The sequence below is a fragment of the Eubacterium sp. 14-2 genome (genome assembly GCF_000403845.2).
In the GTDB taxonomy this organism is placed as follows: Bacteria; Bacillota; Clostridia; order Lachnospirales; family Lachnospiraceae; genus Petralouisia.
In genome coordinates this window covers 1,049,979-1,063,106 of the sequence record NZ_KE159568.1, presented here as the reverse complement: position 1 = coordinate 1,063,106, position 13,128 = coordinate 1,049,979, and the positions used below count along the sequence as shown (strand labels likewise).

Sequence of the window (13,128 nt, the reverse complement as noted above, 5' to 3'; positions counted from 1 at the left end):
GCCGCAGGCTCCGGAGCAGGGGTCAGGCAGAAGGAGACATCAATTATGGACACAAACAACATATCGTCCATTCTCGTAGTGGACGACAATCAGGAAATACGGGAAGTGGTAAACATTCTGCTGTCCGGAGAAGGATACGAGGTAGAGGAAGCCGCAGACGGAAGAGAGGCGCTGGAAAAAATTCAGCAGAACGGCTACGATCTGGTGATACTGGATGTGATGATGCCCAATATGAACGGATATCAGGCCTGCATGGAAATCCGTAAAAACAGCAACACACCCATTTTATTTCTGAGCGCCAAATCCCAGGTGGAGGATAAAACACTGGGATTTTCCAGCGGAGGAGACGATTACCTGCCCAAACCATTTTCCTATCAGGAGCTTATGAGCAGAGTAAAGGCCCTGATTCGCAGATATCAGGTTTACAAGGGCAAAGAGGAAGCAGGAGAAACCCCGGAAAAGGCCGGGAAAACAGAGCATCGGGGTTCAGAAAATATCATCACACTGCCGGGAATCAAACTTTATGAGGATCAGCAGAAAGTCCTGCTGGAAGGCAAAGAGATTGAACTGACGGATATTGAATTTTCCATTCTGTACCTGCTGGGAAAGCACCGGGGCCAGATTTTTTCAGTGCAGCGGCTGTACGAAAGCATCTGGGAAGAAGACTATTATTATGGAGCTGCCAATACGGTAATGGTGCACATCCGTAACCTGCGGGGAAAAATTGAGAAGGAACCGCATAATCCGAAAATTATCAGAAATGTCTGGGGGAAGGGATACCGCTGTGAGTAAAAAGAAAACGTCAGCCAGAAAAAAGCATGGGAAAAAGAGCATACGGGACAGAATCTTTCAGTTTCCCCGGAAAATGACCGGAAGACTGTTTCTGCTGTTGATTCTCTGCGCAGTCTTAAGCCTGTTTTCCTTTCGGTATATGATGCAGATGCAGACCTGGGTGTATACGGAACTGGTAAAACGGGGACTGACTTCCTTTAATCCGGCTGAGATTGCAGCAGAGCTGCAGGAGAAAGCGAAATATATTTCTTTTAAGGAAACAGGAGAAAAAGAACTGAAAAAACTTCTGGATGTGGAAAAATATGACGATGGATATACCATGATGGCTTTTTATGACGAGGAGAGTCTGTTTCAGTTCTACGGCATAGAGCCAGGGGTATGGGACTCTTTTATCAGCGATATGTTCTGGTATGGCGATGTGGGATATTATCGTGGACTGGACTATATGGGCGCCCTGGAATTTCAGGATATCACGGGAGAGGTAATGATTTATTCCATGCACCAGGCTAAAATTGTGCTGCCTTATTTTCTGATTGCCCTGATAATCAGTATGCTGTTTTTCAGTCCTGTACTGATTTATGTGTGGAACAGAATGCGCTATGTGGGAAGGCTGAAAAATGAGATTCTCGTAATGGCAGAAGGAGACCTGGAGCACCCTGTTACGGTGAAGGGAAAAGACGAAATTGGCATTCTGGCCAGGAATCTGGATGAAATGCGTCTGGCGCTGGATGACAATATCCGCAGAGAGCAGGAGGGAAAGAAAGCAAATCATGATTTAATAAGTTCTGTTTCCCATGATTTGAGAACACCTATGACTACATTATACGGTTATCTGGAGATTATGGGACAGAAAAAATGCCCGGAGCAGAAACGGGAAGAATATATTGCCAGATGTATTGAAAAGGTGGAAGAAATCCGAACCCTGTCAGATAAAATGTTTGAATATGCACTGGTATATGAAACCCATGAACAGACAGAGCTGTCAGAAATTTATCTGGGAGAATTGTTAGAAGAGCTGGAGGGACATCAGGAGTTCCTGCGACTGAAAGGGTATTGCGTGGAGACGGAGTTTCAGGTGGAAGAATCGGCAAAAATCCTGGGAAACCACATGCTGTTCCGGCGTATGTTCAACAATCTTTTTTCCAATATTCTGAAATATGGAGAGAAAGGAGCGCCGGTGGCTGTGAAGGCGGCTCTGGACAGAGGCAGCCTGCAGATGGTGTTCCTGAACGAGAGGCGCAAGCGGATGAAACAGGTAGAGAGCAACCGAATTGGACTGAAAAGCGTACGGAAGATGACAGAATTGCAGAATGGGAATTTCTTTATGGTGGAAGGGGAGGACACTTTCGCAGTAACCATGGAATTTCCCTTGATATAGAGAAAATGTGAATCAGGAGAGGAAGATAATATGAGAGAGCAGCTGACCAGAAGTGATGTCAGGAAAATAGAAGAAGAAATAGAATACCGGAAGCTGGTAGTGCGCAAAGAAGCCCTGGAAGCCGTAAAAGAGGCCAGGGCCCATGGAGATTTAAGCGAGAACTTTGAGTACCATGCAGCCAAAAAGGACAAGAATAAGAATGAGAGCAGAATCCGCTATCTGGAACGGATGCTGAAAACAGCAGTGATTGTGTCTGATTCCTCCAGAGAAGATGAAGTGGGAATCAACAATACGGTGACGGTGTATTTTGAGGAAGATGACGAAGAACAGGTGTTTCGCCTGGTAACTTCCATCCGGGGCAATTCCATGAAGAACCGTATCAGTACGGAATCCCCCATTGGAAAAGCTATTCTGGGACATAAAGTAGGAGACAGAATACAGATAAAAGTCAACGAAGACTACAGTTATTATATCGTGATTAAACAAATTGAAAATACGTCGGAAGATGCAGAGGAAGGCATCCGGAAGTTTTAATGACGTATGGTTTTCCCGTAAGATAAAAGCCCTCCGGGCAGGGACGCGCCGGAGGGTTATGAAGTATACACATTTTTTTATTTTACAAACTGTTCAATGGCATTTTTCAGGTCTTCTAACGCCTGGCTGTCCCCGTGTTCTACAGCATCCACAATACAGTGAGAGATGTGGTCCTCCAGAATAAGTTTCCCAATGTTATTGATGGCGGAGCGGACAGCCGCAATCTGTATCAGTACCTCGCTGCAGTCCCTGTTGTCTTCCACCATCCGCTTCACAGCTTCCATATGGCCGATGGCGCGGGACATGCGGTTCAGCACAGCCTGCGTCTGCTCATGGGTGTGTACATGAGAATGGGCCTGTTCCTGGTCATGTACATGAGAATGGACCTGTTTTTCGCTGTTCATTCAGAGAACACCTCCTTAACATAACTACAGCTGCCAGATTTCTTCGCTGGTGGAAGAGACGCAGGAAGCTCCGGCAGAAAGCATGGAAATCACGTCGTCTTTATCGTCCACAAGCCCGCCGGTAATAACAGGCACATTGGCCATCTGGCAGATTTTGCTGACAATTCTGGGCATCAGGGCGGGAAGTACCTCCACCACATCCGGACGGACATTCTGAAGCTGTTTTTCAATATTGGTAAGAGCCAGAGAATCAATGACGAAAAAGCGGAGTACCGTGAATAAAGATAATCTGGCTGCATATTTGATTAATCCTGGCCTGGTGGAAATAATACCATCGGCTTTCGTGCGCTGTTTAATAAAATCCACAGAAATTTCTTTGGAAGCCAGACCTGTAATCAGGTCGATATGAACCACAGCCAGTTTTCCGGCGGCTTTTACTTTTGCTACAATTTCAGAAATATTGCATATGTCCCCAAAAAGAATAAAAATAATATGGCTGTCGCAGGTAAGGGCCTTTTCCAGGCCTTCAAAGGTATTTACAGCCGCAATGACAGGAGAATCTTCAATTGCCTCACGATATTCTTTTTTCATAATCCCACTCCTTCTTGTCAAAAATCCGTGTATTTTCCCCGTTATTTATACCACCCGGCTTCTATTATACATGATATTACATGTAATAGAAAGGGGAATGCAACATATCCTTGTATATTCTCTCCCAAAAGTGTAAAATAAGAAAGAAATGTTTTCGAAATATAAATCAGCAGAGACGGTTGCTGCAGACTGCCGGAGGGAGGAAGCATATGGATGAAAAATTTATGCGGACCGGCCTGCTTCTGGGAGAAGCGGGACTGGAGAAACTGGCCGGGGCCAGAGTGGCGGTTTTTGGTATCGGCGGTGTGGGCGGCCATGCGGTGGAAGCTCTGGCAAGAAGCGGCGTCGGGCATCTGGAACTGACAGATAAAGATGTGGTCAGCATTTCCAATATCAACCGGCAGATTATTGCCACAACAAAAACGCTGGGACAATATAAAACGCAGGTCATGAAAGAACGGATTCTGGAAATCAATCCGGAGGCGGAAGTAAACATCCACAATTGTTTTTTCCTCCCGGAAACAGCAGAGGAATTTGATTTCAGGAAATATGATTATGTGGTGGATGCAGTGGACACAGTAACAGCCAAAATTGAACTGGTACTGAAAGCGCAGGAAGCGGGGGTTCCCATTATTTCCAGTATGGGTGCAGGCAATAAGCTGGAGCCCTGGCGGTTTGAAGTGGCGGATATTTACGAAACCTCTGTCTGCCCTCTGGCACGGGTAATGCGCCGGGAACTGAAAAAAAGGGGCGTTCGGAAGTTAAAGACCGTATATTCCAGAGAAGAGCCCAGGAAGCTCCTGATACAGGTATCTGACCGGTCCGGAAAAATAATACCGGGAAGCACAGCTTTTGTGCCTTCGGCGGCGGGACTGATACTGGCCGGGGAAGTTGTGAAAGATCTGATCAGGTAAAAGGGCCTGCAAAACAGGCGGTTTGGCCTGAGGCGGATAAGATTGACCGATAAGGAGAAAGATTTTATGAAGTTCATTCATATAGCAGATGTACATCTGGGAGCAAAACCGGACCAGGAGAAACCCTGGGGGAAAGAGCGGGAAAATCATAGCTGGCAGGCTTTTGCAGATGTGATTACGAAAGCCGGAGAGGAACAGGTGCAGCTTCTTCTGATAGCCGGAGACCTGTTTCACAGACATCCCCTGCTGCGGGAGCTGAAAGAAGTGAATTATCAGTTTTCCAGAATCCCCCGGACTCAGGTGGTAATGATAGCCGGAGAACATGAATATCTCAATGACCATTCTTATTTCGGCGCCTTTCCCTGGGGAGAAAATGTACATTTTCTGAAAGAGGAAAAGGTGGATTATGTGGAACTGGAAGGGCTCTGCACCAGAGTATACGGGCTGAGCTATCATCACCGGAATATCTATGAGAATCTCTGTGAGAACATAACTCTGAAAGAGGACGGTTACTGCAACATCTTTCTGGCCCATGGAGGAGATGAGGAACATCTTCCATTTCAGGTAAAAGAGCTGGAAAGAATGAATTTTGACTATGTGGCGCTGGGCCATATTCACAAGCCCATGCAGATGTCCGGGCATAAAGCTGTGATGGCAGGAGCGCTGCAGCCCACAGAGTGCAGGGACATGGGAGAACATGGGTATTTTATGGGAGAGGTGGAAAAAGGAGCGTGCAGCGTTGCATTCTGTCCCATACGGTATTGCGAGTATGTTTCCATGAACCTGAAAGTAAGTGAGGAAATCACCACGGAGGCTCTGCAGGGAGTAATAGAAGAACAGATAAAAAAAGCGCCGTCCCATCAGCTGTTTCGTCTGGTGCTCACAGGAACCGGCAGTTCGGAACGAATCATTGATACGAAAGCCCTGGAGCAGATGGAACGGGTGGTTCAGGTGTTGGACCGGTGCCGGCCGGATTATGATTTCCTGCAGTTGAAACAGCGGTATGAAGAACAGATTCCGGGAAGATATATTGAGGCTCTGGAGAAGCTGCCTCAGGATGAAATTACCCGAAAAGCATTATATTATGGTGTGGAGGCTTTGTTGGCAGAATGAAGATTACAGAAATTCAGATAAAAAATTTTGGAAAACTCCATAATATCAATATCCGGCCCCTTCCGGGAATCAATGTGATTTATGGAGAAAATGAAACGGGAAAATCCACGCTGCAGCAGTTTATTACAGGTATGCTGTTCGGGATAGAGAAGCAGAAGGGACCAGGGAGCCAGAATGACAGCTACCGCCAATACGAACCCTGGAACGACAGTTCCAGTTATTCCGGCGGGCTGAAATTTACCGTGGATGGAAAACCTTTTTTTCTGGAGCGGAATTTTTACCATAAGGAGCCTTCTGTAAAGCTGGTAAATGAAAAGGATCTGGAGGAACTTTCCGTGGAGCAGGGAGACCTGGAGATGCTTCTGGGAGGTATGAACAGAGAAACATATGAAAATACTTTCTGTATCCGGCAGGCAGATGTGGAAACGGACCGGGAATTCTCAGATATTCTGCAGAATTATTTTGTAAATGCCTCTCTGGGGCAGGAAGGCGGCATAGATCTGACCGGCGCCCGGAAACGCCTGAAAGAGGGACAGGAACGGGCCGCCCGGAAGCTACAGGAAAAAAGGGAAGAACGGAAGAATCATGTGGAAAAGCTGCTGCTGGAAGAAAAACTTCTGAAAAAAGATACGGAGCAGCTGAAAAAGCAGAAAAGTGACGGTTATAAGGGCCTTCTGCACAAACCGGAAGGGCTGATCCCTCCGGAGCATGATATTAACCAGATGGCAGAATATCTTAGGGATATCCGTCAGCAGAAGGAACAGCGGAGTTACCATATGCGGTTCGGCCTTTCTCTGTTCTTTATGCTGGCAGCCTTATGGGCAGGAATCTGGAACGGATTAGCACACAGGCTGTTTCAGGGAGCTGCGCCCGGATGGATCATTCTGGAGGCGGCCCTGTGTGTTCTGCTTCTGGCAGAATGTTGCGGAATGCGGTTCTGGCACAGGAAATCCAGAGAGTTGAAACTTCTGCGCAGGCAGCAGGAGGAGGAAGCCAGAGAGCGGAGCCAGTATACCTCCATGGAGCGGGAACAGCAGCGGTACAAGGAACAGCAGGAAAAACAGGCCCGCAGGCAGGCCGTGGAAGAACTTTTGCAGATCCAGCTTCTGGAAAAACAGACAGAGCTGATGAACCTGCAGGAAGAGCGCAGGGAATGGGAAGTTTCCTCAGAAGAAGAGCAGGAGTATGAGGAACAGGTGCGCGGATATGAACTGGCTTTCCGCACCCTGGAGCAGCTGTCTCAGGAAACTTATCAGGACACCAGAGCCCGGATGGAGCAGGAAATGTCTCAGATTCTGTCTGAGCTTACCAATGGAAAATACAGTAAAATCGGACTGGATGCACAGATGAACCTGGTGGCCACAGCGGGAAAGCGCAGGCTGTACCCCTGGCAGCTCAGCCGGGGAACCATGGAGCAGATGTATGTGGCCCTGCGGATGGGGGCCGGAGGATTTTTTACCAGAGAAGAATCCATGCCGGTGCTGTTAGACGAAGTGTTTGCAGCCTTTGATGAAAAAAGGCTGGATGGAGCCATGAAATGGCTGGGACAGCAGAACGGGCAGATTTTCCTGTTCACCTGTCAGAAACGGGAAATGGAAATCCTGGAGCGGCAGGGGATTCCTTTTGGAAAAATTATGCTGAGCAGATAAAGACGGAAAACAGGACAGAATATGAGTAAAAAAAAGAAGAAAAAGAAAAAATACCGTGTATTCTGGTTTTTTGCAAAACTGCAGATGCTTCTGCTTCTGTTAGTGGCCGGGGCAGTGGGCTGGTATTATTACGGAGGCTATGCCCAGAAGGTAAGCGCGTTGCAGCAGGAAGCCAGAATGCTGGTACAGAAATCCAGTGAAGCCACATTCCGTTCGGTACAGACCAGCCTGGTCTATGATACCAACGGGAAACTGATTTCCACCCTTAAGGGAGAAAAGGACGTATATTATCTGGAATACGAGGATATTCCCGCTTATGCGGTGGCGGCCATGATCAGTATTGAAGATAAGAAATTTTACCGTCATAACGGGATTGATATAAAAGCTATCATGCGCGCGGCCAAAGCCATGATAGAAAACGGAGAGGTGACCCAGGGAGGAAGTACCATTACCCAGCAGCTTTCCAAACTGATATTTCTGACCCAGGAGCGTACCTGGGAGCGCAAAATAGAAGAAATGTTTATTGCGGTGGGCCTGGAAAAAGTATACAGCAAAGACAAGATTATGGAATTTTATCTGAATAATGTATATTTTGGAAATGGTTACTATGGAATACAGGCGGCCAGCCGGGGATATTTCAGCCAGGACGCCAGGGATCTTTCCCTGTCCCAGATTGCCTTTCTGTGTGCCATTCCCAATAACCCCAGCCTGTATGACCCGGTGACCAAAATGGAAAACACCATAAAGCGCCGGGACAGAATTCTGCACCAGATGTTAGAGGACGGAAAAATCAGCCAGACCACCTGCCAGCAGGCCAGGACGGAACCCATCACCCTGAACCGGCCGGAAAAAACAAAAAACGATTATGTGGAAACCTATACTTACCACTGTGCCATCCGGGCGCTGATGCAGCAGCAGGGCTTTCAGTTTCAGACGGAATTTTCCTCGGAGGAAGAAAAGGCGAAGTATCAGGAAGAGTACGACGCACTGTACGGGGAATGCCAGAAAAACCTTTATACGGAAGGGTACCGTATTTATACTTCCATAGACCTGGATATGCAGCAGCAGCTTCAGGATGCGGTGGATAACGGTCTGGCCGATTTTACGGAACAGAATGAAGAAGGAATTTATGCATTACAGGGCTCTGCAGTCTGTATTGACAATCATACAGGATTTGTAAAAGCGATTGTGGGCGGAAGGAATCAGAATCTTCCCGGTTATACTCTGAACCGGGCGTATCAGAGTTTCCGCCAGCCCGGCAGCGCCATTAAGCCTCTGATTGTGTATACTCCTGCCCTGGAGGGCAAATATACTCCGGATACCATAGTGCAGGACGTAAAAACAGAAGAGGGGCCCTCTAATTCCGGAGGTTATTATGAAGGAGACATCACGCTGCGGTATGCGGTGCAGACTTCTAAAAATACCGTTGCCTGGAATCTGCTGGAGGAGATGACGCCTCAGGAGGGCCTTTCCTGCCTGAAAACCATGAAATTTTCCAGACTGGATTCCAGGGACAATCAGCTGGCCAGTGCGCTGGGAGGATTTACCAACGGAGTGTCCGCTGTGGAGATGGCCTCCGGCTATGGGACGCTGGTTCACGATGGTAAATACCGGGAACCCACCTGTATTACCAGAATCACCGACGCGGAAGATAATGTGATTCTGGAAACGGAAACAGAGGAAGTGGACGTCTATAAAATGAACGCGGCCCGTATGATGACAGATATGCTGGTGTCCGTGGTTCAGGAAGGAACCGGTCGGGGTCTTGCACTGAGCAATATGCCTTCTGCGGGAAAAACAGGAACCACCAATGACAACAAGGACGGATGGTTTGTGGGCTACACCAGCTATTACACCACCAGCGTGTGGGTGGGGTATGATATGCCCCGGGAGCTGCCGGGCCTGTCCGGGGCCAGCTATCCGGGAAGTATCTGGAAATCTTTTATGGAGCAGATACATCAGGGACTGGAGCCTGTGGAATTTCTGCCTTACATTGATGAAAATAAGGCGCCTCTGGATAATGAGGAATATCTGGAAAGCCTGAAGAATGAACTGGAAGATCTGAGCGAAGATTCCGGCGAGGATTTGCCGGAAGGAGCGGGGGAATAAAAAACTGAAATAATATCATAATAAAAACCCTTCGGACAGAAGGGTTTTTATTATGGCTTTCAGCCTACAGATTTTCATTTTTCAGTACATCAATGGTATTCTCTTTTTTTATTCTGCCCATGGAATAAAGTATGGTTGCGAATACCACAAGGAACACGCTGCCAACTGCAATTGCAATGCTGTACCAGGGAATGTAGAAGCTGGCATTGAGCCCGTTGGAAATGGTACGGTAAATGTACCAGGTTACAAGGAATGACACTGGAAGCCCGTAGAGCAGCCCTTTAAATCCGTAGAGAAGACATTCAAAATTCATCATTTTCTGAAACCCTTTGGGGGTCATGCCCACAGATTTCAGCATGGCAAATTCCCGCCGCCGCAGGTTGACATTGGTGGAAATGGTGTTAAACACATTTGCCGCCGCAATCAGAGAGATCAGTGAAATAAACCCAAAAGCAAAGACATTTACCACGGTTATCATGGCGCGGTCGCTTTCCACACTGGCTGCATAGTCGTACAGACTTTCTGAGGGGAGGCCTCTGGAAAGCAGAAGGCTGCGGATGGCCTCGTAAGTTTTTTCGTGATTCTCACACTGAATATACAGGGTTCTGGTGACATGATCTGTCAGTGGAATTTCGGGAAGGTTTCCGTACTCCGTATCAGGATCCGCAGCAGAGAATACTTCATCCATCCGGCTGAAGGGGTAGAACAGCCGGAGTGTGTCGCCGCCATGTCCAAATAATACAGGGCTCTGCTCCAGACTGGCTCCAATGATAAGAGGGATGGTCAGGCAGCTTTCTTCCAGTGAAAATGTCTTTCGGGTTTCGTTGTCATAGTTCCAGCCAGTACACTGGACTTCTCCGGTTTCCGGGTCTGAGGAAAGGTATACGGAATCATAGTCTTCCATCTGACGCATAAGGTACAGATTCGCATCGGGACATTCAGAACCGGAAAATATATGGTGGCTGTAATATTTTCCGTCATAGCCGTTGTATTCAAGCAGAGCATCCACAGACACAGCGGCAGGCTCCTTACTGTCAAAAAAAGGGGCTTCCGGAAGATTCTGTTCTTTCAGATAGCTGCGGAATAATTCATCTTCCAGAAAAACCAGCTCAAAGTCAGTCAGGAGCGGTGCGGATTCCAGGAAGTTTTCGTTCTGGGCAGAAGCAATCATTTTCCGGTAATCCTGATATTCCCGGCTGAGAAAAGAAGCAGGGACAGAACAGGTGAAATACAGCTCGCAGCTGTAAAAAGCAGAATTTACATCAGCGATTTCCCTTAATTCGGAAATAAGGGTATCTTCGGAATAACCGTCTTCCGGATGAAGTCTGTAAATAATATCATAAGAAGAGGCGGAAAGCACAGTTCCCATGGAATCCGTCAGATAACTGCACCAGCTGCTGGCTGAAATAAACAGCACAATACTCAGAAACAGGGAAATTACGGTAGCCCGGTATTTTTTGCGGTTGCGTTTGTAATTTTTGGTTGCAAGCATTCCCTCAAAACCAAAGAGTTTTTCCGTAAGCCGGGAGGTTTTCACTCTGCCGGGACGGATGGCAATGTCGCTGCTCTGGCGGATAGAATCAATGGCTGACTTTTTCACAGCCCGTTTTATCGGAATCCAGGCAGAAATCAGGATGGTCAGCAGGGAAATACCGATTGCTATGGCAAGGGCGGGAAAAGACGGATGAAGTTTCAGGGAAACCTCTTCGGCGGGTCCCAGAGCATTGATAAACCGGGAAGCTGCGTATCCGTAATTACCGGAAGCCTCCACACCAAGGACGCTGGCAATCATGTCTTTTGTGAAAAAGAAAGTAACGCCGATGCCCAGAAGTCCCGATAAGATGCCCAGAGGAATGCCGATACAGCTTAAAAACAATGCCTCAAATAAAACGCTTCCGGTCAGCTGTTTCCGGGTGGCGCCGATGGAAGACAGCAGCCCGAACTGTCTGGTGCGTTCGCTGACGGAAATGGAAAATGCATTGTAAATCAGGGAAATGGAGCCAAACATAATAATGGCAATCAAAATCCCGGCCAGACCAAACAGGACGCTGTTATACCGGCTCTCTCCGGAATATCCGTACAGACGCAGCAGGTTGTAATTTACCTCAAAACCATAGGATTCAGATTCCAGTTTTTCCATGAGGCTGTTCAGAATGGCCGTGGAATTTTTCCCGGAGGAGGTTCGGACATAAGTGGTATAAAAGTGTTCGCTGTCCTGTTCTCCAATGGTCAGGGCTGTGTAGGCAGGAGCCGTGTAATCCTCAAAGGAGGGACGCTCATAAAATCCCACCACTGTGTAGGTTCTGGATTCGCCGGGAATCAGTTTTTCGGAAATGGGACCGGATTCTTCTTCCCCTTTGCCGCTTTCTGCAGATTCCTGGTGGGAATTATTCAGATAACCGGTGAGATTGGTCAGTATTTCTCCATGATTGCCCATGCGGATTCCGGGTTTCAGGTCCAGCCTGTCATTAATGTTATAGTGTATGCCTCCGTTGGCGAACAGATGGTCAGGAAGCAGCAGTTCGCTGTTGTTTTCCGGCATTCGTCCCTGGGTGAGATGTATGGGCATCAGCTCTGTAAAATCATCCTGTATGCCGAAAATGCCCAGAAAGGGTTTCGATTCATTGGTGCAGTCCTCCAGTTTTGAGTATCCCAGAAGCTCCAGGGATACAGCCTGGCTGACCTGTTCGTCGGAGCCCAGAGTTTCCATATCTTTTGCGGAAATATCAGAGAATGCGCCATACCAGCTTCCGTCCTCATAAATGGCTGACTGTATCAGACAGTGTCTCAGGGAGGAAATGCTGATGGTGGTGGCGGAAAACATGGCTGCCGAGAGGATAATCCCCACGATGGTAACCAGTGTGCGGGCACGGTTTTTTCTGAGATTTTTTATGGTGATTTTCTGAAAAATATTCATGGACAGATCACCTCGTCTCTGATAATTTTCCCGTCTTCCAGGGCGATAATACGGTCGGCCTGGAGGGCGATATTTTCATCATGGGTGATGACAATCAAAGTCTGCTTATAGGTTTTGTTGGAGTATTTCAAAAGTTCCACAATTTCCTGGCTGTTTCTGGAGTCCAGATTTCCGGTGGGTTCATCGGCCAGGACCACTGCCGGGGCGTTCATCAGCGCTCTGCCGATGGAGACACGCTGCTGCTGGCCGCCGGATAACTGGTTTGGAAGATGCCCTTCTCTTCCTTTGAGAGAAAGAATATTCAGAAGCTCTTCTAAGCGCTGCTGATTTACCTCCCGGCTGTCCATCAGTACCGGAAGCGTCATGTTTTCTGTTACATTCAGTACGGGAATCAGATTGTAGAACTGGTAAATCAGTCCCACCTGGCGTCTGCGAAAGACTGCAAGCTGGCTTTCATTCTGAGCATAGACGTCGGTTCCCTCCATAAATACTTTCCCGGACGTGGGAACGTCCACTCCGCCCAGGACATGCAGTAATGTGGATTTGCCGGAGCCGGAGGGACCGATGATGGCAAGGAATTCTCCTTTTTGAACGGAAAAAGAAACGTCGTCCAGCGCTTTGACCTGATTCTCCCCGGAGCCGTAGATTTTCGTTAAATGTTCTGCTTTTAAAATTTCCATAAAAATTTGCTCCTTTTCATCAATTTCTGAATCTTATTCTAACCAGG

11 protein-coding genes are annotated in these 13,128 nt (G+C 47.7%); 7 read left to right on the top strand and 4 right to left on the bottom strand.

Annotation, left to right across the window (positions count from 1 at the left end):
• Window positions 1-45 precede the first annotated feature (45 nt).
• From C805_RS21870 to greA, 3 genes are read left to right on the top strand one after another with little or no spacing between them, the layout of a single operon-like run.
• Window positions 46-792 carry a response regulator transcription factor gene (locus C805_RS21870; RefSeq protein ID WP_016216205.1) on the top strand — a complete coding sequence of 249 codons (747 nt, stop codon included), beginning with the start codon at window positions 46-48 and terminating at the stop codon, window positions 790-792.
• Window positions 785-2,170, top strand: a complete 1,386-nt coding sequence (locus tag C805_RS25490) for a HAMP domain-containing sensor histidine kinase (protein WP_016216204.1) — start codon at window positions 785-787, stop codon at window positions 2,168-2,170. The genes C805_RS21870 and C805_RS25490 overlap by 8 nt, the downstream gene beginning before the upstream one ends.
• A 30-nt stretch (window positions 2,171-2,200) precedes the next feature.
• Window positions 2,201-2,704 carry a transcription elongation factor GreA gene (gene greA, locus C805_RS21865; RefSeq protein ID WP_016216203.1) on the top strand — a complete coding sequence of 168 codons (504 nt, stop codon included), beginning with the start codon at window positions 2,201-2,203 and terminating at the stop codon, window positions 2,702-2,704.
• A gap of 77 nt (window positions 2,705-2,781) precedes the next feature.
• On the opposite strand, the gene C805_RS21860 is transcribed toward greA, so the two are convergent.
• On the bottom strand, window positions 2,782-3,108 hold the full coding sequence (locus C805_RS21860) for a metal-sensing transcriptional repressor (protein WP_016216202.1): 327 nt from the start codon (window positions 3,106-3,108) through the stop codon (window positions 2,782-2,784).
• Between the two features lie 24 nt (window positions 3,109-3,132).
• Window positions 3,133-3,699, bottom strand: a complete 567-nt coding sequence (locus C805_RS21855; RefSeq protein ID WP_016216201.1) for a glycerol-3-phosphate responsive antiterminator — start codon at window positions 3,697-3,699, stop codon at window positions 3,133-3,135.
• A 209-nt stretch (window positions 3,700-3,908) separates the two neighbouring features.
• On the opposite strand from C805_RS21855, the gene C805_RS21850 reads away from it, so the two are divergent.
• From C805_RS21850 to C805_RS21835, 4 genes are all read left to right on the top strand, one after another.
• Window positions 3,909-4,613 (top strand): tRNA threonylcarbamoyladenosine dehydratase, encoded by a 705-nt coding sequence (locus tag C805_RS21850; RefSeq protein WP_016216200.1) that lies wholly within the window; start codon window positions 3,909-3,911, stop codon window positions 4,611-4,613.
• Between the two features lie 66 nt (window positions 4,614-4,679).
• Entirely contained in the window at window positions 4,680-5,726 is a 1,047-nt protein-coding gene (locus C805_RS21845) for a metallophosphoesterase family protein (RefSeq protein ID WP_016216199.1), read from the top strand.
• The gene (locus tag C805_RS21840; protein WP_016216198.1) at window positions 5,723-7,375 is read left to right on the top strand and encodes an ATP-binding protein; all 1,653 of its coding nucleotides are present in this window, start codon (window positions 5,723-5,725) and stop codon (window positions 7,373-7,375) included. Before C805_RS21845 ends, C805_RS21840 begins: the two co-directional genes overlap by 4 nt.
• 21 nt (window positions 7,376-7,396) lie before the next feature.
• Entirely contained in the window at window positions 7,397-9,484 is a 2,088-nt protein-coding gene (locus tag C805_RS21835; RefSeq protein WP_016216197.1) for a transglycosylase domain-containing protein, read from the top strand.
• Window positions 9,485-9,548: 64 nt separating this feature from the next.
• Here the strand turns inward: C805_RS21835 and C805_RS21830 are convergent, their stop codons facing one another.
• Window positions 9,549-12,401, bottom strand: coding sequence for an ABC transporter permease (locus C805_RS21830; protein WP_016216196.1), 2,853 nt, complete (start codon window positions 12,399-12,401; stop codon window positions 9,549-9,551).
• Window positions 12,398-13,081 (bottom strand): ABC transporter ATP-binding protein, encoded by a 684-nt coding sequence (locus C805_RS21825; protein ID WP_016216195.1) that lies wholly within the window; start codon window positions 13,079-13,081, stop codon window positions 12,398-12,400. The genes C805_RS21830 and C805_RS21825 overlap by 4 nt, the downstream gene beginning before the upstream one ends.
• Between the last annotated feature and the right edge of the window lie 47 nt (window positions 13,082-13,128).

Bases quoted from the DNA above. Each gene is read 5' to 3' on its own strand.
- C805_RS21850 (WP_016216200.1), top strand. From the start codon at position 3,909: ATGGATGAAAAATTTATGCGGACCGGCCTGCTTCTGGGAGAAGCGGGA.
- C805_RS21830 (WP_016216196.1), bottom strand. From the start codon at position 12,401: ATGAATATTTTTCAGAAAATCACCATAAAAAATCTCAGAAAAAACCGT.
- C805_RS21835 (WP_016216197.1), top strand. From the start codon at position 7,397: ATGAGTAAAAAAAAGAAGAAAAAGAAAAAATACCGTGTATTCTGGTTT.
- C805_RS21870 (WP_016216205.1), top strand. From the start codon at position 46: ATGGACACAAACAACATATCGTCCATTCTCGTAGTGGACGACAATCAG.
- C805_RS21855 (WP_016216201.1), bottom strand. From the start codon at position 3,699: ATGAAAAAAGAATATCGTGAGGCAATTGAAGATTCTCCTGTCATTGCG.
- C805_RS21825 (WP_016216195.1), bottom strand. From the start codon at position 13,081: ATGGAAATTTTAAAAGCAGAACATTTAACGAAAATCTACGGCTCCGGG.
- C805_RS21860 (WP_016216202.1), bottom strand. From the start codon at position 3,108: ATGAACAGCGAAAAACAGGTCCATTCTCATGTACATGACCAGGAACAG.
- C805_RS21840 (WP_016216198.1), top strand. From the start codon at position 5,723: ATGAAGATTACAGAAATTCAGATAAAAAATTTTGGAAAACTCCATAAT.
- C805_RS21845 (WP_016216199.1), top strand. From the start codon at position 4,680: ATGAAGTTCATTCATATAGCAGATGTACATCTGGGAGCAAAACCGGAC.
- greA (WP_016216203.1), top strand. From the start codon at position 2,201: ATGAGAGAGCAGCTGACCAGAAGTGATGTCAGGAAAATAGAAGAAGAA.